The organism is Streptomyces venezuelae ATCC 10712, from assembly GCF_008639165.1.
Classification (GTDB): Bacteria; Actinomycetota; Actinomycetes; order Streptomycetales; family Streptomycetaceae; genus Streptomyces; species Streptomyces venezuelae.
The window spans coordinates 6,948,101-6,966,723 of record NZ_CP029197.1; the positions used below are offsets into that span (position 1 = coordinate 6,948,101).

Annotated in this window: 14 protein-coding genes and 1 tRNA gene; all 15 read left to right on the forward strand. The window is 72.7% G+C overall.

What is annotated here, in order from left to right; all coding sequences use genetic code 11:
* The first annotated feature begins 48 nt into the window (after positions 1–48).
* The 15 genes from DEJ43_RS31855 (at position 49) to DEJ43_RS31925 (ending at position 18,418) form a co-directional block, all read left to right on the forward strand.
* Entirely contained in the window at positions 49–1,584 is a 1,536-nt protein-coding gene (locus tag DEJ43_RS31855; RefSeq protein ID WP_015037547.1) for a sugar ABC transporter ATP-binding protein, read from the forward strand.
* Positions 1,581–2,582, forward strand: coding sequence for an ABC transporter permease (locus DEJ43_RS31860; RefSeq protein ID WP_015037548.1), 1,002 nt, complete (start codon positions 1,581–1,583; stop codon positions 2,580–2,582). The genes DEJ43_RS31855 and DEJ43_RS31860 overlap by 4 nt, the downstream gene beginning before the upstream one ends.
* Before the next feature lie 47 nt (positions 2,583–2,629).
* Complete coding sequence (locus DEJ43_RS31865) at positions 2,630–3,673, forward strand: substrate-binding domain-containing protein (RefSeq protein ID WP_015037549.1); 1,044 nt, start codon at positions 2,630–2,632, stop codon at positions 3,671–3,673.
* A 69-nt stretch (positions 3,674–3,742) separates the two neighbouring features.
* A complete protein-coding gene (locus tag DEJ43_RS31870) occupies positions 3,743–4,957 on the forward strand; it encodes a Gfo/Idh/MocA family protein (RefSeq protein WP_015037550.1) in 1,215 nt (404 codons plus the stop codon).
* Positions 4,958–4,967: 10 nt separating this feature from the next.
* Positions 4,968–5,972, forward strand: coding sequence for a sugar phosphate isomerase/epimerase family protein (locus DEJ43_RS31875; protein ID WP_015037551.1), 1,005 nt, complete (start codon positions 4,968–4,970; stop codon positions 5,970–5,972).
* A gap of 246 nt (positions 5,973–6,218) precedes the next feature.
* Positions 6,219–9,911 carry a ThuA domain-containing protein gene (locus DEJ43_RS31880; RefSeq protein WP_015037552.1) on the forward strand — a complete coding sequence of 1,231 codons (3,693 nt, stop codon included), beginning with the start codon at positions 6,219–6,221 and terminating at the stop codon, positions 9,909–9,911.
* A 149-nt stretch (positions 9,912–10,060) separates the two neighbouring features.
* Positions 10,061–11,206 (forward strand): inositol-3-phosphate synthase, encoded by a 1,146-nt coding sequence (locus tag DEJ43_RS31885; protein ID WP_015037553.1) that lies wholly within the window; start codon positions 10,061–10,063, stop codon positions 11,204–11,206.
* A complete protein-coding gene (locus DEJ43_RS31890; protein ID WP_015037554.1) occupies positions 11,203–12,123 on the forward strand; it encodes an SCO3242 family prenyltransferase in 921 nt (306 codons plus the stop codon). Before DEJ43_RS31885 ends, DEJ43_RS31890 begins: the two co-directional genes overlap by 4 nt.
* The gene (locus DEJ43_RS31895; RefSeq protein ID WP_015037555.1) at positions 12,120–13,010 is read left to right on the forward strand and encodes a sugar phosphate isomerase/epimerase family protein; all 891 of its coding nucleotides are present in this window, start codon (positions 12,120–12,122) and stop codon (positions 13,008–13,010) included. The genes DEJ43_RS31890 and DEJ43_RS31895 overlap by 4 nt, the downstream gene beginning before the upstream one ends.
* Entirely contained in the window at positions 13,004–13,573 is a 570-nt protein-coding gene (locus tag DEJ43_RS31900; RefSeq protein WP_015037556.1) for an EboA domain-containing protein, read from the forward strand. The genes DEJ43_RS31895 and DEJ43_RS31900 overlap by 7 nt, the downstream gene beginning before the upstream one ends.
* Complete coding sequence (locus tag DEJ43_RS31905) at positions 13,573–14,421, forward strand: TatD family hydrolase (RefSeq protein ID WP_015037557.1); 849 nt, start codon at positions 13,573–13,575, stop codon at positions 14,419–14,421. Before DEJ43_RS31900 ends, DEJ43_RS31905 begins: the two co-directional genes overlap by 1 nt.
* Positions 14,422–14,430: 9 nt before the next feature.
* Positions 14,431–15,624 (forward strand): metabolite traffic protein EboE, encoded by a 1,194-nt coding sequence (eboE, locus tag DEJ43_RS31910; protein WP_015037558.1) that lies wholly within the window; start codon positions 14,431–14,433, stop codon positions 15,622–15,624.
* On the forward strand, positions 15,621–17,030 hold the full coding sequence (locus DEJ43_RS31915) for an alkaline phosphatase family protein (protein WP_015037559.1): 1,410 nt from the start codon (positions 15,621–15,623) through the stop codon (positions 17,028–17,030). The genes eboE and DEJ43_RS31915 overlap by 4 nt, the downstream gene beginning before the upstream one ends.
* Positions 17,031–17,100: 70 nt before the next feature.
* Positions 17,101–18,162 (forward strand): sugar phosphate isomerase/epimerase family protein, encoded by a 1,062-nt coding sequence (locus DEJ43_RS31920; protein WP_015037560.1) that lies wholly within the window; start codon positions 17,101–17,103, stop codon positions 18,160–18,162.
* A gap of 168 nt (positions 18,163–18,330) precedes the next feature.
* Positions 18,331–18,418 (forward strand) — tRNA-Leu (locus tag DEJ43_RS31925).
* Positions 18,419–18,623: the final 205 nt, after the last annotated feature.

An 18,623-nucleotide genomic window follows, 5' to 3' on the forward strand; every position in this document is an offset into this window, starting at 1 on the left:
GGGGCCCACTCGCCCTGGCGCCATCCGCACCCGCCGAGGGGTTCACCCATGCTGCCCACGCCCCCTTCAGCACGCGCTGAAACGTCCCTGCTCACGATGTCCGGCATCACCAAGTCCTTCCCCGGCGTCCGCGCCCTTGACGGCGTGGACCTGGACGTCACCCCCGGCGAAGTCCACTGCCTCCTCGGCCAGAACGGCGCCGGCAAGTCCACCCTCATCAAGGTCCTCGCCGGCGCCCACCAGCCCGACGCGGGCCACATCACCTGGAACGGCGAACCCGTCCGGCTCCGCTCCCCGAGCGCCGCCGTCCGGCTCGGCATCGCCACCATCTACCAGGAACTCGACCTCGTCGAAGGCCTGTCCGTCGCCGAGAACGTCCACCTCGGCCACGAACCCACCACCGCCGGCTTCGTCCGCACCCGCGCCGCCCGCCAGGCCACCGCCGCACTCCTGAAACGCCTCGGCCACCCCGAGCTCGACCCGGCCCGCCGCGTCGGCGAACTCTCCGCCGCCCAGCGGCAGATCGTCTCCATGGCCCGCGCCCTCTCCCACGACGTACGGCTCATCGTCATGGACGAGCCGTCCGCCGCGCTCGACCCCGACGAGGTCGCCAACCTCTTCCGGATCGTCGCCGACCTCACCGCCGACGGCGTCGCCGTCGTCTACATCTCCCACCGCCTGGAGGAGATCCGCCGCATCGGCGACCGCGTCACCGTCCTCAAGGACGGCCGCGCCGTCGCCCGCGGGCTGCCCGCCGCGACCACCCCGACCCGGGAGGTCGTCGCCCTCATGACCGGCCGGGACGTCCCGTACGTCTTCCCCGAACGCCCCGCCAGGCCCCCGGGCGGCGAACCCGTCCTCCGGGTCCAGGGCCTCGCCAGAAAAGGCGAGTTCGAGGCCCTCGACCTCGAACTCCGCCCCGGCGAGATCGTCGGTCTCGCCGGGCTCGTCGGCTCCGGCCGCTCCGAGATCCTGGAGACCGTCTACGGTGCGCGGAAACCCACCGCCGGCCGGGTCGTCGTCGGCGGGCGGCCGCTGCGCCCCGGCAGCGTCCCGGCTGCCGTCGCCGCCGGACTCGGCCTCGCCCCCGAGGAACGCAAGGCCCAGGGCCTGCTCCTGCTCGAATCCGTCACTCGCAACGTCTCCGTCTCCTCCCTCGCCCGCTTCTCCCGGGCCGGCTGGATCGACCGCGCCGGTGAGCGTGAGACCGCCAGGACCGCGACCCGCGCCCTCTCGCTCCGCCCCGACCTGCCCGACACCCCCGTCCGCACCCTCTCCGGCGGCAACCAGCAGAAGGCCGTTCTCGCCCGCTGGCTGCTCCGCGGCTGCCGCGTCCTCCTCCTCGACGAACCCACCCGGGGCGTCGACGTCGGTGCCCGCGCCGAGCTGTACGCCGTCATCCGCGGCCTTGCCGACGACGGCCTCGCCGTCCTCCTCGTCTCCAGCGAGGTGCCCGAGGTCCTCGGCCTCGCCGACCGGGTCCTGGTCCTCCGCGAGGGCCGGGTCGTCCACCAGGCGCCCGCCCGTGACCTCGACGAACACCGCGTACTCGACCTCGTGATGGAAGGGAGCCCCGCGGTATGACCCTCACCACCCCGGCCACGTCACCGGCCGGCGAAGGCCGTCGGACCGGACTCGGCCTCCGGGCCGACGTCCGGAACCTGTCCCTGCTCGGCGTGCTCGCCGTCCTGATCGCCGTCGGCGGACTCACCCGGCCCGCCGAGTTCCTCGCCACCTCCAACCTCCAACTCGTGCTGACCCAGGCCTCCGTGATCGGCGTCGTCACCGTCGGCATGACCTTCGTCATCACCAGCGGCGGCATCGACCTCTCCGTCGGCGCGATCGTCGCCCTCGCCTCGGTGTGGGCCACCACCCTCGCCACCCAGGAGTTCGGCTTCGCCGGCATCCTGTTCACGGCGGTCGTCGTGGGACTCGGCTGCGGTCTCGTCAACGGCGTCCTCGTCGCGTACGGCGGCATGGTCCCGTTCATCGCGACCCTGGCCATGCTCGCCTCCGCCCGCGGTCTCGCCCTCCAGATCACCGACGGCAAGACGCAGATCGTCACCGTCCCGTCCGTCCTCGACCTGGGCGTCCCCGACGCCTACGTCCTCGGAGTTCCGCCGCTCGTGCTGGTCTTCGCGGCGGTCACGGCCGCCGGCTGGCTGCTGCTCAACCGGACCACCTTCGGCCGCCGCACGATCGCCGTCGGCGGCAACCCGGAGGCCGCCCGCCTCGCCGGAATCGACGTACGGCGCCAGCGCCTCCTGCTCTATCTGCTCTCCGGGCTGTGCTGCGGCATCGCCGCCTTCCTGCTCGTGGTGCTCGCCGGCTCCGGCCAGAACACCAACGGCAACCTGTACGAGCTCGACGCCATCGCCGCCGCCATCATCGGCGGCACCCTCCTCAGCGGCGGCCGCGGCACCATCGTCGGCTCCGTCCTCGGCGTCCTCGTCTTCACCACGATCACCAACATCTTCGCGCTCAACAACCTGCAGAGCGACGTCCAGCAGATCGCCAAGGGCGCCATCATCGTCGCCGCCGTCCTGGTCCAGCGCCGCACGGTCCGCGGCACCGACACCTGACCGCACACCCGCAGCATCGCCCGCCCCCTCGGAAGGGATCCACCGCCATGCCCGAAACCAGCCGCAGACACCTCCTCCTCGGCGGCGCGGCCGTCTCCGCCGGCGCCCTGCTCACCGCCTGCACCAGCAACGAGCCGAAAGCCCAGGACGCGGCCCCCGCGGGCAGCGCCGCGCCCGCCGCCGACGACAAGCCCGGCACCCCCGTCACCATCGGCTTCGCCGGCCCGCAGGCCGACCACGGCTGGCTCAACGCCATCAACGACAACGCCGAACGGCGGGCGAAGAAGTACTCCGACGTCACCCTGGAGATCACCGAGGGCTCCAACGACACCGCCACCCAGATCGGCCAGGTCCAGACCCTCATCAACAAGAAGGTCGACGTCCTCGTCATCCTCCCCGCCGACGGCAAGGCCCTCACCCAGATCGGGCTCCAGGCCATGAAGGCGGGCATCCCCGTCATCAACCTCGACCGGATCTTCGCCTCCCCGCAGGCCTACCGCTGCTGGATCGGCGGCGACAACTACGGCATGGGCCTCAACGCGGGCAACTTCATCGGCGAACGGCTCAAGGACAAGCCGAACGCCACCGTCGTCGAACTGGCCGGCATGGACAGCCTCGAACTCACCAAGCAGCGCACCCAGGGCTTCGACGACGCCCTGAAGAACTACCCCAACATCCGCAAGGTCGCCCGGCAGGCCGCCGACTTCACCGTCGAGTCCGGCCAGGCCAAGATGGCCCAACTCCTCCAGGCCCAGCCGAAGTTCGACGCGCTCTGGAACCACGACGACGACCAGGGCGTCGGCGCCCTGCGGGCCGTCGCGCAGGCCGGACGCAAGGACTTCCTCATGGTCGGCGGCGCCGGAGCCAAGTCCGCCATGGACGCCATCAAGGCCGACAGCAGCGTCCTCAAGGCCACCGTCCTCTACCCGCCGACCATGGCCGCCTCCGCGATCGACCTCGCCCGCGCCCTCGGCCAGAAGAAGGGCGTCGGCGGCATGTCCGAGCTGGAGATCCCCGCCTCGATCACCCTCTACTCGGCCGTCGTCACCAAGGAGAACGTCGACGAGTACCTGCCCACCGGCTTCAGCTGACCGGACCCCGGCGGCCCGACCGCCCCCGGGGGAGCAGTACACCGCCGCACCACGAAACGGAGGAACCGTATGGAACAGACGGAGAGCGGGGCCGCACCGCCGACGCTCGGCGTCGGCATGGTCGGCTACGCGTTCATGGGAGCCGCCCACTCCCAGGGCTGGCGCACCGCCGGACGCGTCTTCGACCTGCCGCTGCTGCCCGTCCTCGCCGCCGTCGCGGGCCGCGACGCCACCGCCGTCCGGGCCGCCGCCCGCCGGCACGGCTGGGCCGCCGCCGAGACCGACTGGCGCGCCCTGATCGCCCGCGACGACGTCCAGCTCGTCGACGTCTGCACCCCGGGCGACAGCCATGCGGAGATCGCCGTCGCCGCCCTGGAAGCCGGCAAACACGTCCTCTGCGAGAAGCCCCTCGCCAACTCGGTCGCCGAGGCCGAGACGATGACGGCGGCGGCCGAAGCGGCCGCCGAACGCGGCCAGATCGCCATGGTCGGCTTCAACTACCGCCGCGTGCCCGCCCTTTCGTACGCGCGGCAACTCGTCGCGGACGGTCGGCTCGGCGCCCTGCGGCACGTCCGCGTCACCTACCTCCAGGACTGGCTCGTCGACCCCGCCTTCCCGCTCACCTGGCGCCTGGAACGCGAACACGCCGGATCCGGCGCGCTCGGGGACCTCGGGGCGCACGCCGTCGACCTCGCCCAGTACCTGGCGGGGGAGCCGCTCGTCGGCGTGTCGGCGCTCACCGAGACCTTCGTACGGAAGCGTCCGCTGCTCGCGGGCGTCACCGCGGGCGGTCTCGGCGGGGGAGCGGGATCGGAGGCGTACGGGCAGGTCACCGTCGACGACGCGGCCCTGTTCACCGGGCGTCTCGCGTCTGGCGCGCTCGCCTCCTTCGAGGCCACCCGGATGGCCTCGGGCCGCAAGAACGCCCTGCGACTCGAGATCAACGGGGAACGCGGCTCGCTCGCCTTCGACCTGGAGCGGCTCAACGAACTCTCCTTCCACGACCACACCGAACCGGCCGTCACCGCGGGCTTCCGCCGCATCCTCGTGACCGAGCCCGGCCACCCGTACCTGGAGGGCTGGTGGCCGCCCGGTCACGCCCTGGGCTACGAGCACACCTTCGCCCACCAGGCCCGCGACCTGGTCCACGCGATCGCCTCGAAGACCCCGCCGGCGCCGTCCTTCGCCGACGGGCTGCAGGTCCAGCGGGTGCTGGCCGCCGTCGAGGAGAGCGCGCGGAACAACGCCGTCTACACCCCCGTACCGCAGACCCGGCCGAACTAGAGGAGGCCCCGTGCCCCGACCCTTCACCCTCTTCACCGGCCAGTGGGCCGACCTCCCCCTGGAGGAGGTCTGCCGGCACGCCCGCGACTTCGGCTACGACGGCCTGGAACTCGCCTGCTGGGGCGACCACTTCGAGGTCGACAAGGCGCTCGCCGACCCCGCGTACGTCAAGGGGCGGCGCGAACTCCTCGACTCCTACGGCCTGAAGTGCTGGGCGATCTCCAACCACCTGGTGGGGCAGGCCGTCTGCGACCATCCCATCGACGAACGCCACCAGGCGATCGTGCCCGCCCGGATCTGGGGCGACGGCGACGCCGAAGGGGTGCGGCGGCGGGCCGCCCGTGAGCTCGCGGACACCGCGCGGGCCGCGGCGGCGCTCGGCGTCGACACCGTCGTCGGCTTCACCGGCTCGTCCATCTGGCACCTGGTGGCGATGTTCCCGCCGGTCCCCGAGCGGATGGTGGAGCGCGGCTTCGAGGACTTCGCGGAACGCTGGAACCCGATCCTCGACGTCTTCGACGCCGAGGGCGTCCGCTTCGCGCACGAGGTCCACCCCAGCGAGATCGCCTACGACTACTGGACCACCCACCGGGCCCTGGAGGCGGTCGGCCACCGTCCCGCCTTCGGGCTCAACTTCGACCCCAGCCACTTCGTGTGGCAGGACCTCGACCCGGTCGGCTTCCTGTGGGACTTCCGCGACCGGATCTACCACGTGGACTGCAAGGAGGCCCGCAAGCGGCTCGACGGCCGCAACGGGCGGCTCGGCTCCCATCTGCCCTGGGGCGACCCGCGGCGCGGCTGGGACTTCGTCTCCGCCGGGCACGGCGACGTGCCCTGGGAGGACGTCTTCCGGATGCTCCGGTCGATCGGCTACGCCGGGCCCGTCTCCGTGGAGTGGGAGGACGCCGGCATGGACCGGCTGACCGGCGCCCCCGAGGCGCTGTCCTTCCTCAAGCGGTACGACTTCGACCCCCCGGCGGCCTCCTTCGACGCCGCCTTCGGGAGCGCCGACTGAGCTGAACGCGCAGGTCCGCGCCCGGTGGCGAGCGAGTCGCCGGGCCGGTCCGCGCTGCCCGCGAGGACCTTTGTCCTCTCCCGGGGAAAAGTTCGACCGCGTCGGTGCACAAGGGCTTTCCGTGCTGGACGAACCCGGCTACGGTCCCTGATGTGTACATGACGTAACAGCACGATGTGACCAGCGTGACGGCGCACGCCGGTCCCCGGACCACCCGCACACCCGGCCCGAATCCGGAGGACACCCGTGCACAGAAAACGACTCCGCCCCAGGACGTCGCTCGCCCTGCTCACCGTCGGACTGCTCGCCCTCGGCGCCCCCCAGGGCCTCGCCGCCGAGACCGACCTCGCCGCCACCGCCGGCGCGACCGCCCCGGCCGCCGAGGAATTCCAGCAGGTCACCCTCGCCAAGGGCGGCGCCGAAGTCGGCGAACCCATGTCCCTCGCCGTACTCCCGGACCGCAGCGTCCTGCACACCTCCCGCAACGGAGAACTCCGCCGCACCGACGCCGCCGGCAACACCACCGTCATCGGCACCGTCCCCGTCTACTCCCACGACGAGGAAGGCCTCCAGGGCATCGGACTCGACCCCGACTTCGCCCGCAACAAGGCCCTCTACCTCTACTACGCCCCACCGCTCGACACCCCCGCCGGCGACGCCCCCGAGAACGGCACCGCCGCCGACTTCGCCCGGTACGACGGCGTCAACCGCCTCTCCCGCTTCACCCTCAAGGCCGACGGCACGCTCGACAACGCGAGCGAGAAGAAGGTCATCGACATCCCCGCCACCCGCGGCATCTGCTGCCACGTCGGCGGCGACATCGACTTCGACGCCCAGGGCAACCTCTACCTGTCGACCGGCGACGACTCCAACCCCTTCGCCTCCGACGGCTACACCCCCATCGACGAACGCCCCGGCCGCAACCCCGCCTTCGACGCCCGCCGCACCTCCGGCAACACCAACGACCTCCGCGGCAAGATCCTCCGCATCAAGGTCGCCGACGACGGCAGCTACACCGTCCCCGACGGCAACCTCTTCGCCCCCGGCACCGCCAAGACCCGCCCCGAGATCTACGCCATGGGCTTCCGCAACCCCTTCCGCTTCAGCGTCGACAAGGCCACCGGCACCCTCTACGTCGGCGACTACGGCCCCGACGCCGGCGCGGCCGACCCCCGGCGAGGCCCCGCAGGCCAGGTCGAGTTCGCCCGCGTCACCAAGCCCGGCAACTTCGGCTGGCCCTTCTGCACCGGCGCCAACGACCCCTACGTCGACTACGACTTCGCCACCAAGACCTCCGGTGCCACCTACGACTGCGCCGCCCTCAAGAACGACTCCCCGTACAACACCGGACTCGTCGACCTCCCGCCCGCCCAACCCGCCTGGATCCCGTACAACGGCGGCTCCGTCCCCGAGTTCGGCACCGGCTCCGAATCCCCCATGGGCGGCCCCGTCTACCGCTACGACCCCGCCAACACCTCCCCGGTGAAGTTCCCCGAGGCGTACGACGGCGACTTCTTCGCCGGAGAGTTCGGCCGCCGCTGGATCAAGCGCATCGACCAGGACGCCAACGGCACCGTCGCCTCCATCAACCCCGTCCCCTGGACCGGCACCCAGATCATGGACATGGCCTTCGGCCCCGACGGCGCCCTCTACGTCCTCGACTACGGCACCGCCTGGTTCGGCGGCGACCACAACTCCGGTCTCTACCGCATCGAGAACGCCACCGGCGGACGCTCCCCGGTCGCCGAGGCGAACGCGAACAAGACCTCCGGCACCGCGCCCCTCAAGGTCGCCTTCACCTCCACCGGCACCACCGACGGCGACGGCGACCCCCTCACCTACACCTGGGACTTCGGCGACGGCGGCACCGCCACCACCGCCAACCCCACCCACACCTACCGGAAGAACGGCACCTACACGGCGACCGTGACCGCCAAGGACCCCAGCGGCCGCACCGGTTCCGCCTCCGTCCACGTCGTCGTCGGCAACACCGCCCCCAAGGTCACCCTCGAACTCCCCGCCGAAGGCGCCCTCTTCTCCTTCGGCGACGACATCCCCTTCAAGGTGAAGGTCACCGACCCCGAAGACGGCACCATCGACTGCACCAAGGTCAAGGTCACCTACATCCTCGGCCACGACAGCCACGGCCACCCCGTCACCTCCGCCAACGGCTGCTCCGGCACCATCAAGACCTCCGCCGACGGCGGCCACGACGACGACGCCAACATCTTCGCCGTCTTCGACGCCGAGTACACCGACGGCGGAGGCGGCGGACAGGCCGCCCTCACCACCCACGACCAGGCCAAACTCCAGCCCCGCCACCGCCAGGCCGAGCACTTCGACACCCAGAACGGCGTCAACCTCTTCGACAAGACCCAGGCCAACGGCGGACGCACCGTCGGCGACATCAATGACGGCGACTGGATCTCCTTCACCCCCTACAACCTCAGCGGAGCCACCACCCTCACCGCCCGCGTCTCCTCCGGCGGCAACGGCGGCTTCCTCGAAGTCCGCACCGGCTCACCCACCGGCCCCCTGCACGGCTCCGCCCCCGTCCCCGTCACCGGAAGCTGGGAGACCTTCCAGGACGTCGACGTCCCCCTGCGGAACCTGCCCCGGAAGACCACCGCACTCTTCCTCGTCTTCAAGGGCGGCACCGGCGCCCTCTACGACGTCGACGACTTCACCGTCTCCAGCACCCCCGTGAACCGCGACGCCAAACGCGTCCTCGTCTTCTCCAGGACCGCCGGCTTCCGCCACGACTCCATCGACACCGGCACCACCGCACTCAAGGAACTCGGCGCCACCAGCGGCATCACCGTCGACTCCACCGAAGAACCACGCCAGTTCACCACCAACAACCTCGCCCGCTACGACGCCGTCGTCTTCCTCTCCACCACCGGCGACGTCCTCAACGCCGAACAACAGACCGCCTTCGAGAACTACGTCTCCACCGGCGGCGGCTACATGGGCATCCACGCCGCGGCCGACACCGAGTACGACTGGTCCTTCTACGGCGGACTCGTCGGCGCCCACTTCCAGTCCCACCCCCAGATCCAGCCCGCCACCGTCCGCGCCGAGGACCACACCCACCCCGCCACCGCCCACCTCGACGGCCCCTGGCAGCGCACCGACGAGTGGTACAACTACCGCACCAACCCCCGCGGCCAGGCCCGCGTCCTCGCCACCCTCGACGAGACCACCTACCAGGGCGGCACCATGAAGGGCGACCACCCCATCGCCTGGTGCCAGAGCTACGGAGGCGGCCGCTCCTTCTACACCGGAGGCGGCCACACCAAGGAGTCGTACGCCGAACCCGCCTTCCGTCAGCACCTGTTGGGCGGCCTCCGCTACGCCACCGGACAGGTCAAGGCCGACTGCCGACCCCAGACCGGAGCCCGCGACCTCTTCAACGGCGAAACCCACGAAGGCTGGAAGCAGGCAGGACCCGGCGGCTTCGACATCACCGACCGCGCCCTCCACTCCACCGGCGGCATGGGCATGCTCTGGTACCAGGCCAAGGAATTCCGGTCCTACTCCCTCACCCTCGACTGGAAACTCACCGGCGACTCCAACTCCGGCGTCTTCGTCGGCTTCCCCGCCAGTGACGACCCCTGGTCCGCCGTGAACAACGGCTACGAGATCCAGATCGACGCCACCGACGCCCCCGACCGCACCACCGGCGCCGTCTACGGCTTCAAATCCGCCCAGCTCAAGGCCCGCGACCAGGCCCTGCGGCCCCCCGGCCAGTGGAACACGTACGAGATCCGGGTCCGGGGCGAACGCCTCCAGGTCTTCCTCAACGGCGTCAAGATCAACGACTTCACCAACACCGACCCGGCCCGCAGCCTCACCAGCGGCCACATCGGCATCCAGAACCACGGAGCCGCCGACCAGGCCGCCTTCCGCAACATCCGCCTCAAGGAACTCCCCTCCTGACACCCCTGACGGAAACCCCCACCCGCGCTCCCGCACCCCACTGACGGGAGCCCCCGGACGACGGTGGGCGGGGCGGCGCCGTACCCCCCGCCCACCGTCACCACCCCCACCACCTCTCTCTCCGCTGGACGAGCAAGGAGGCCGACGCCATGACCCACGGAACCCGCACCGGAATCTGGCTCATCGGAGCCAGAGGCTCCGTCGCCACCACCACCGTGGCCGGCTGCGCCGCCCTCGTCGCCGGACTCCACCCACCCACCGGCATGGCCACCGAAACCCCCGAACTCGCCGACAGCGGCCTGCCCCCGCTCGCCTCCCTCGTCTTCGGCGGCCACGACACCACCGACTGCCCGCTCCCCAAACGGGCCGAACAACTCACCACCGCCGGAGTCCTCCCGCACGGCCTCGCCCAGGCCGTCACCCGCGAACTCGAAGCGGCCGACCGCGAGATCCGCCCCGGCGGACCCGCCCCCGGAGACACCCGCACCGACGAACAACTCGTCACCGCCTTCACCCACGACCTGACGGACTTCCGTCACCGCATTGGCCTGGACCGCGTCGTGGTCGTCAATGTGGCCTCCACGGAGCCGGCGTCGGGGGGCGTCGGGCTCCCACCCAGCAGCCTCTACGCCGCGGCCGCGCTCCGCGCCGGGTGCCCGTACGTCAACTTCACCCCGTCCACCGGACTGCGCCACCCCAGCCTCGCCGCCCCGCTCGCCGCCAGCGGACTGCCCCACGCCGGCCGCGACGGCAAGACCGGCCAGACCCTCCTGCGTGCCGTCCTCGCCCCGATGTTCCGCCAGCGCGCCCTGACCGTACGCGCCTGGTCCGGCAGCAACCTCCTCGGCGGCGGCGACGGAGCCGCCCTCGCCGACCCCGAGGCCGCCGCCGCCAAGAACGCCGGCAAGGAACGCGTCCTCACCGACACCCTCGGCACCCGCGTCGAAGGCCAGGTCCACATCGACGACGTCCCCGCCCTGGGGGAGTGGAAGACCGCCTGGGACCACATCGCCTTCGACGGCTTCCTCGGCACCCGCATGATCCTCCAGACCCTCTGGCAGGGCTGCGACTCCGCCCTCGCCGCCCCCCTCGTCCTCGACCTCGCCCGCCTCACCGCCCGCGCCCACGAGAAGGGGACCGCCGGCGCCCTGGAAGACCTCGCCTTCTACTTCAAGGACCCCGAAGGCACCCCGCCGGCCTCCCTCGCGGACCAGTACGCCAGACTGCTGGCCTTCGGCCGCACCCTCGCCGACCCGCCCCGCCCGGAACACCCGGCCACGGAGCCGACCCGATGACGAGGCGCGCCGGACGAGCGCGGGCCTGGGCCGAACTCCTCCGCGTCTCGGCCCTGCCCTCCGTCCCCGGCGACGCCCTCGCCGGAGCCGCGGCCGCCGGGGCCCGCCCCGGCCGCGGCACCCTGAGCGCGATCGGCTCCTCGCTCTGCCTGTACGAGGCGGGGATGGCCCTCAACGACTGGGCCGACCGCGCCGAGGACGCCGCCGAACGCCCCCACCGCCCGCTGCCCTCCGGCCGCATCACACCCTCCGCCGCCCTGACGGCATCGGCGGCCCTGACGGCGGCCGGCCTCGCCCTCGCCGCCCGCGCGGGCCGCCCCGCCCTCACGGTGGCCACCGCCCTCGCCACCACCGTCTGGGCCTACGACCTCGGCCTCAAACACACCCCGGCCGGCCCCGCCACCATGGCCACCGCCCGAGCCCTCGACCTCCTCCTCGGCGCCACGGCCTCCGCCACCACCCCGGCGGCAGGCGCCGCCCGGTCGGGCGGGCCGGTCCGCGCGCTCCCGTCCGCGCTCCTCCTCGGGGCACACACCTACGCCGTCACCGCCGTCTCCCGCCACGAGACCCACGGCGGCTCCACCCGCACCCCGCTCGCCGCCCTCGCCATCACCCTGGCCGTGGCCGTAGCGGCATCAGGGGCGGCGCCCTCCGCGTCGCCGGACCGGCGGCCCACCGCACTCCTTCCCTCCCTCCTGGCGCCGGTCTACGCCCGCACCCCCGCCACCCTCCTCCTGCACGCCGCGCTCAACCCCTCCGCGGCGCTCACCGAACGGGCCGTCGGTGGCGGAATCCGGGCCACCATCCCCCTCCAGGCCGCGCTCGCCGCCCGGGCCGGCTCCCCGGGAACCGCACTCGCCCTGCTGGGCCTCGTCCCGGCCGCCCGAGCCCTCGCCCGGAAGGTCAGCCCGACATGAACAGCGACCGCTTCCGCCCTCCCCTCGCCCGCCCCCGGCTGGGGTACGGAACCAACGGCCTCGCCGATCTCCGGCTCGACGACGCGCTCGGGCTGCTCGCCGACCTCGGCTACGACGGTGTCGGGCTGACCCTCGACCACATGCACCTCGACCCGCTCGCCCCCGACCTGGCCGCCCGCACCGCCCGGGTCGCCCGGCGGCTGGGCGAGGTGGGGCTCGGCGTGACGGTCGAGACCGGCGGCCGCTACGTCCTCGACCCGCACCGCAAGCACGGCCCTTCACTGCTCGACCCGGACCCCGAGGACCGCGCCGCCCGCGTCCGGCTGCTGCTGCGAGCCGTGCGGATCGCGGCCGAACTCGGCGCGCACGCCCTGCACTGCTTCAGCGGCGTCCTCCCCGCCGGCACCTCGCCCGACGAAGGATGGCAGCGGCTCGCCGGAGCGCTCGCCCCCGTCGCCGAGGCCGCCGAAGCCGCCCGCGTCCCCCTCGCCGTCGAACCCGAACCCGGCCACCTCCTCGCCACTCTCAGCGACTTCCACCACCTGCGAGGACTCCTCGGCGCGCCCCCACCGGCCGTCCTCGGCCTCACCCTCGACGTCGGCCACTGCCAGTGCCTCGAACCCCTCCCTCCCGCCGACTGCCTGCGCGCCGCCGCGCCCTGGGTGCACCACATCCAGATCGAGGACATGCGCCGCGGTGTCCACGAGCACCTCCCGTTCGGCGACGGGGAGATCGACTTCCCTCCGGTGCTCGCCGCCCTCGCCGAACTCACCGCCGCCGGCTACCCCGGGCTGACCGTCGTCGAACTGCCCCGGCACTCCCACGCCGGGCCCGAACTCGCCCGCACCTCCCTCTCCTTCCTCCGCCGGGAGGCCCCGCCATGCTGACCCCCACGCCCACCGCCACCGCCCGCGCCTGGCTGGACTCCGCCCTCACGGAAGCCGGCGCCCGCGCCCCCGGCTGGGAGGAGCGCTTCGTCACCGCCGGACGGCACTGCGGGCGCGAGCACGCGGACGAGGCCCGCACCCTTCTCCTCCGGGCGGCCGCCGCCGGACCCGACACCCTCACCCGGCTCTACCACCACGGCACCGCCGCCGAGCGCCGCGCCGTCCTCCTGGCCCTCCCCTCCCTCGTCACCGGCCCCGAGGCCGTGCCCCTCGTCGAAGACGCCCTCCGCACCCACGACACCACGCTGCTCGCCGCCGCCCTCGGCCCCTACGCCGCCACCCACCTCACCCCGCACGCCTGGCGGCACGCCGTCCTCAAATGCCTCTTCACCGGCGTCCCCGTCACGACCGTCGCCGGACTCGCCGAGCGAGCCGCCGGGGACACCGAACTCGCCCGGATGCTCACCGACCACGCCGCCGAACGCACCGCCGCCGGGCGCGACCTGCCCGCCGGTCTCTCCCTCGTCCTCGCCCTCACCGCCCCCGCCGAGGAGCCCTCCTGATGCGCATCTTCGACCCCCACATCCACATGACCTCGCGCACCACGGACGACTACCGCGCCATGTACGACGCCGGTGTCCGGGCCCTCGTCGAACCCTCCTTCTGGCTCGGCCAGCCGCGCACCTCCCCGGCCTCCTTCCTCGACTACTTCGACTCCCTCCTCGGCTGGGAGCCGTTCCGCGCGGCCCAGCACGGCATCGCCCACCACTGCGCCCTCGCCCTCAACCCGAAGGAGGCCAACGACCCCCGCTGCACCCCCGTCCTCGACGTCCTGCCCCGCCATCTCGCCAAGGACGGCGTCGTCGCCGTCGGCGAGATCGGCTACGACTCCATGACACCCGCCGAGGACACCGCCCTCGCCGCCCAGCTCCAGCTCGCCGCCGACCACGGTCTGCCGGCCCTCGTCCACACCCCGCACCGCGACAAGCTCACCGGACTGCGCCGCACGATCGACGTCGTCCGCGAGTCCGCGCTCGCCCCCGACCGCGTCCTTCTCGACCACCTCAACGAGACGACCGTCAAGGAGGCCGCCGACAGCGGCGCCTGGCTCGGCTTCTCCGTCTATCCCGACACCAAGATGGACGAGGCGAGGACGGTCACGATCCTCAAGGAGTACGGAACGGGCCGCGTCCTGGTGAACTCGGCCGCCGACTGGGGCCGCAGCGACCCGCTCAAGACCCGCGCGGTCGCCGACGCCATGCTCGCCGCCGGATTCACGGACGACGACGTCGACCAGGTCCTCTGGCGCAACCCCGTCGCCTTCTACGGCCTCAGCGGCCGTCTCCACCTCGACGTACCCACCCCGCCCGACCTGCACGAGGGCAACTCCGTCCGCCGTGGCGGGGAATGAGGCGCCGCCATGCGCTTCCGGCACCCCGACGGCTCCACCGTCCACCTCGCCTACTGCACCAACGTGCACCCCGCCGAGACCCTCGACGGCGTCCTCGCCCAGCTCCGCGACCACTGCGAACCGGTCCGCCGCCGCCTCGGCCGCGACCGCCTCGGCATCGGACTCTGGCTCGCCAGGGACGCCGCGCGCACCCTGACCACCGACCCCGCCTCGCTCCGCGCCCTGCGCGCCGCACTCGACCGCCGCGGCCTCGAAGTGGTCACCCTGAACGGCTTCCCGTACGAAGGCTTCGGTGCCGACGAGGTAAAGTACCGCGTCTACCGGCCCGACTGGACGAGCCCCGAACGCCTCGCCCACACCACCGACCTGGCCCGGCTCCTCGCCGCGCTGCTCCCCGAGGACGTCACCGAGGGGTCCGTCTCCACCCTGCCCCTCGCCTGGCGCACCCCGTTCGACGCGGCGGCCGCCGCCACCGCCCGTGCCTCGCTGACCACGCTCGCCGGACGGCTCGACGCGCTCGAGGAGCTCACCGGGAGGAGCATCCGGATCGGGCTCGAACCCGAGCCGGGCTGCACGGTCGAGACCGTCGCCGACGCGGTCGCCGCCCTCGCCGACGTACCGAGCCCCCGGATCGGCGTCTGCCTGGACACCTGCCATCTCGCGACCTCCTTCGAGGATCCGCGCACCGCCCTGGACTCCCTGGCGGCCGCCGGCATCCCGGTGCCCAAGGCCCAGCTGTCCGCGGCGCTCCACGCCGAGCACCCCCACCTCCCCGAGGTGAAGGCCGCGCTCGCCGCCTTCGCCGAACCCCGCTTCCTCCACCAGACCCGTACCAGGACGGCGGCCGGCCTGCGCGGCACCGACGACCTCCCCGAAGCCTTCGCCACGTCCGACGCCCTGATCACCACCACCCCCGGACTGCCGGACGCCACGCCCTGGCGCGCCCACTTCCACGTCCCGCTGCACGCTCCACCCGCCCCTCCGCTCAGCTCCACGCTCCCCGTCCTGACGGAGACCCTCGGTCTCCTCGTCGGCGGCCCGCACCCGCGGACCCGGCACCTGGAGGTCGAGACGTACACCTGGCAGGCCCTGCCTCCCGACCGGCGGCCCCGCACCCGGGCCCGGCTCGCCGACGGCATCGCCGCCGAACTGACCCTGGCCCGCGATCTGCTGACCGACCTCGGCCTCAAGGAACTGCCATGAGCGACCCCGCCCCCGTGTCCGCACCCGCACCCACCCCCCTCCTGGTCCTCGACGTCGTCGGTCTCACCCCACGGCTGCTGCCGCACATGCCCCACCTGTCGGCCCTCGCCCGCAGCGGCTCCCAGGCCCCGCTGTCCACCGTCCTCCCCGCCGTCACCTGCACGGCGCAGACCACCTTCCTCACCGGCACCCTCCCCGCCGAGCACGGCATCGTCGGCAACGGCTGGTACTTCCGGGACCTCGGCGACGTCCTGCTGTGGCGCCAGCACAACGGCCTCGTCTCCGGCGACCGCCTCTGGGACGCCGCCCGCCGCACCCACCCCGGCTACACCGTCGCCAACATCTGCTGGTGGTACGCGATGGGCGCCGACACCGACATCACCGTCACCCCGCGCCCCGTCTACTACGCCGACGGCCGCAAGGAACCCGACTGCTACACCCGGCCGCCGGCCCTGCACGACGAACTCACCGAGAAGTTCGGCACGTTCCCCCTGTTCCACTTCTGGGGACCCGGCGCCGACCTCGTCTCCAGCCGCTGGATCGTCGACGCCACCCGCCACATCCTGCGCACCCGCCGCCCCGACCTCGCCCTCTGCTACGTCCCGCACCTCGACTACGACCTCCAGCGCTTCGGCCCGGACGACCCGCGCTCCTTCCGCGCCGCCGCCGCGCTCGACACCGTCCTCGCCCCGCTCCTCGCCGAGGCGCGAGCCGAGGGACGCACCGTCGTCGTCCTCTCCGAGTACGGCATCACCCGGGTCGACCGGCCCGTGGACATCAACCGCGCCCTGCGCCGGGCCGGCCTCCTGGAGGTCCACACCCAGGACGGCATGGAGTACCTGGACCCGATGACCTCCCGGGCCTTCGCCGTCGCCGACCACCAGATCGCCCACGTCTACGTCCGGCGCCCCACCGACCTGCCGGCCGTCCGGGAAGCCCTCGCGGACCTTCCGGGTCTGGAGAGGCTCCTCGACGACGCCGGCAAGAAGGAACACGGCCTCGACCACCCGCGCTCGGGGGAGCTGGTCGCCCTCGCCGAGCCCGACTCCTGGTTCACGTACTACTACTGGCTCGACGACGCCCGCGCCCCCGACTTCGCACGGCTCGTGGAGATCCACCGCAAGCCCGGCTACGACCCCGCCGAACTCCTCATGGACCCGCTCGACCCCTACGTACGGGTCAAGGCGGCCAGGGAGCTCGCGCGGAAGAAGCTCGGTATGAGGTACCGGCTCGCGGTCGTCCCGCTCGACCCCTCACCCCTCCGCGGCAGCCACGGCCGCCTCCCCGCGAGCGTCGACAGTCCCGACGGTCCGCTCATCCTGTGCTCCACCCCCCGCGCCCTGGACGGCCGCGTCGCGGCCACCGATGTGAAGAACCTGCTGCTCAGGCTGGCCGGAGTCGACTGAACGACCTCGCTCCGGAACCCGCTGAATCAAGTGAAGCAGGCCCTGACGACACCCAAGGAGTTATCCACAGATGAATCGCACCCGCCGTACGGAAGCCGCCGGCGACCCCGAGCTCGTCCACAGGCTCAGCAGGCGGAACATGCTGGGCGTCGCCGCCGGAGCGACCGCCGCCGCGCTCCTCGGAGCGGCGGCCCCCGCCGCCACGGCGGCGGCGGCCACCGCTCCGGGACAGGGCAAGGGGCACGGCCGCCCGGTCCTCCCGCCCGGCCGCCTCGGCATCCAGCTCTACTCGCTGCGTGACAAGGTCGCGACCCTCGGCTTCGCCGCCGTCTTCGCCGAGCTGCGGAAGTACGGCTACGACGAGGTCGAGTTCGCCGGCTATGAGCAGGGCGCCGCGGGCCCCATCACCCTCGCCCAGCTCAAGCGCCTCACCCGCGACCACGGACTCCGGCCCATCGGCAGCCACGTCGGTTACTACTCCAGCGACCCGGCCGCGTACACCTTCGCCCAGAACCTCGACCGCGTCCTCGACGACGCCGCCGCCCTCGGACTGCCCCACATCGGCACCGCCTCCGGGCCCTGGCGCTACGGCTCCACCGTCGACGGCTGGAAGCGGTGCGCGGAGGAGTTCAACCGGTTCGGCGCCGCGGCGCGGAAGCGGGGCATGAAGTTCTACCAGCACAATCACTCGGAGGAGTTCTCCTTCGCCAGTGACCGCCCCGACGTGCGGCTCTACGACGTCCTCCTCGCCGAGACCGACCCCGACCTCGTGCACCTGGAGATGGACATCTTCTGGGCCTACGTCGGCCAGTACCGCTACTCGGTCCGCCCGGACGGCACCCCCGCCCCCTTCGACCCGCTCGACTACGTCCTGGACCAGCCGGACCGCTATCCGCTCTTCCACGTGAAGGACGGGGACCGGGACGACTCCGCGGTGCCCTACGGCTACCGCATGACGGACGTCGGAGACGGCGACATCGACTACCGGCGCTTCATCTCGGCGGTCAACCGCACCCGCCACGGCCGCGGCGGCCACCATTGGCAGACCGAGCGCGACAACCCCGTCGACTCGCTCTCCTTCGCCCGCAGGTCCAGCGCGCACCTCCACTCCCTGCGCGAGAAGAGGGACTGAGCGAAAGGGGCGGCCCCGGACCGGTCAGCGGCGGGCCGGGGCCTCCCCCGCTCCGGCACGCCGGTGTCACCCGCACTGACCACGGAAAACGCTGGTGAAACCCACCTCGAACCCCTGGTAGAGTTACTTCTGTCGCCGCGAGGGAAACCCCGAAGCGACAGACACCTTGTCCGGGTGGCGGAATGGCAGACGCGCTAGCTTGAGGTGCTAGTGCCCTTTATCGGGCGTGGGGGTTCAAGTCCCCCCTCGGACACCAGCCGAAATGCCGGTCGATCTCGTATCGACCGGCATTTCGCGTTCCTCGCCGGGGGCTCCGGCGCCGGGGCGCTCCCGCGGGCGGCCGCCTATTCTGGGGGCCTGAACCCGGGCGGCGGCCGAGACCGTCGCGCGAGGGACGGAGGCACGCCATGACCGAGGAAGAGCGTCCGGGCCCGACGCCCCCGCCGGGCACGGGCCGGCCC

Coding starts and splice junctions, on each gene's coding strand:
- DEJ43_RS31855 (WP_015037547.1), top strand. CDS start 49: ATGCTGCCCACGCCCCCTTCAGCACGCGCTGAAACGTCCCTGCTCACG.
- DEJ43_RS31860 (WP_015037548.1), top strand. CDS start 1,581: ATGACCCTCACCACCCCGGCCACGTCACCGGCCGGCGAAGGCCGTCGG.
- DEJ43_RS31865 (WP_015037549.1), top strand. CDS start 2,630: ATGCCCGAAACCAGCCGCAGACACCTCCTCCTCGGCGGCGCGGCCGTC.
- DEJ43_RS31870 (WP_015037550.1), top strand. CDS start 3,743: ATGGAACAGACGGAGAGCGGGGCCGCACCGCCGACGCTCGGCGTCGGC.
- DEJ43_RS31885 (WP_015037553.1), top strand. CDS start 10,061: ATGACCCACGGAACCCGCACCGGAATCTGGCTCATCGGAGCCAGAGGC.
- DEJ43_RS31890 (WP_015037554.1), top strand. CDS start 11,203: ATGACGAGGCGCGCCGGACGAGCGCGGGCCTGGGCCGAACTCCTCCGC.
- DEJ43_RS31895 (WP_015037555.1), top strand. CDS start 12,120: ATGAACAGCGACCGCTTCCGCCCTCCCCTCGCCCGCCCCCGGCTGGGG.
- DEJ43_RS31900 (WP_015037556.1), top strand. CDS start 13,004: ATGCTGACCCCCACGCCCACCGCCACCGCCCGCGCCTGGCTGGACTCC.
- DEJ43_RS31905 (WP_015037557.1), top strand. CDS start 13,573: ATGCGCATCTTCGACCCCCACATCCACATGACCTCGCGCACCACGGAC.
- eboE (WP_015037558.1), top strand. CDS start 14,431: ATGCGCTTCCGGCACCCCGACGGCTCCACCGTCCACCTCGCCTACTGC.
- DEJ43_RS31915 (WP_015037559.1), top strand. CDS start 15,621: ATGAGCGACCCCGCCCCCGTGTCCGCACCCGCACCCACCCCCCTCCTG.
- DEJ43_RS31920 (WP_015037560.1), top strand. CDS start 17,101: ATGAATCGCACCCGCCGTACGGAAGCCGCCGGCGACCCCGAGCTCGTC.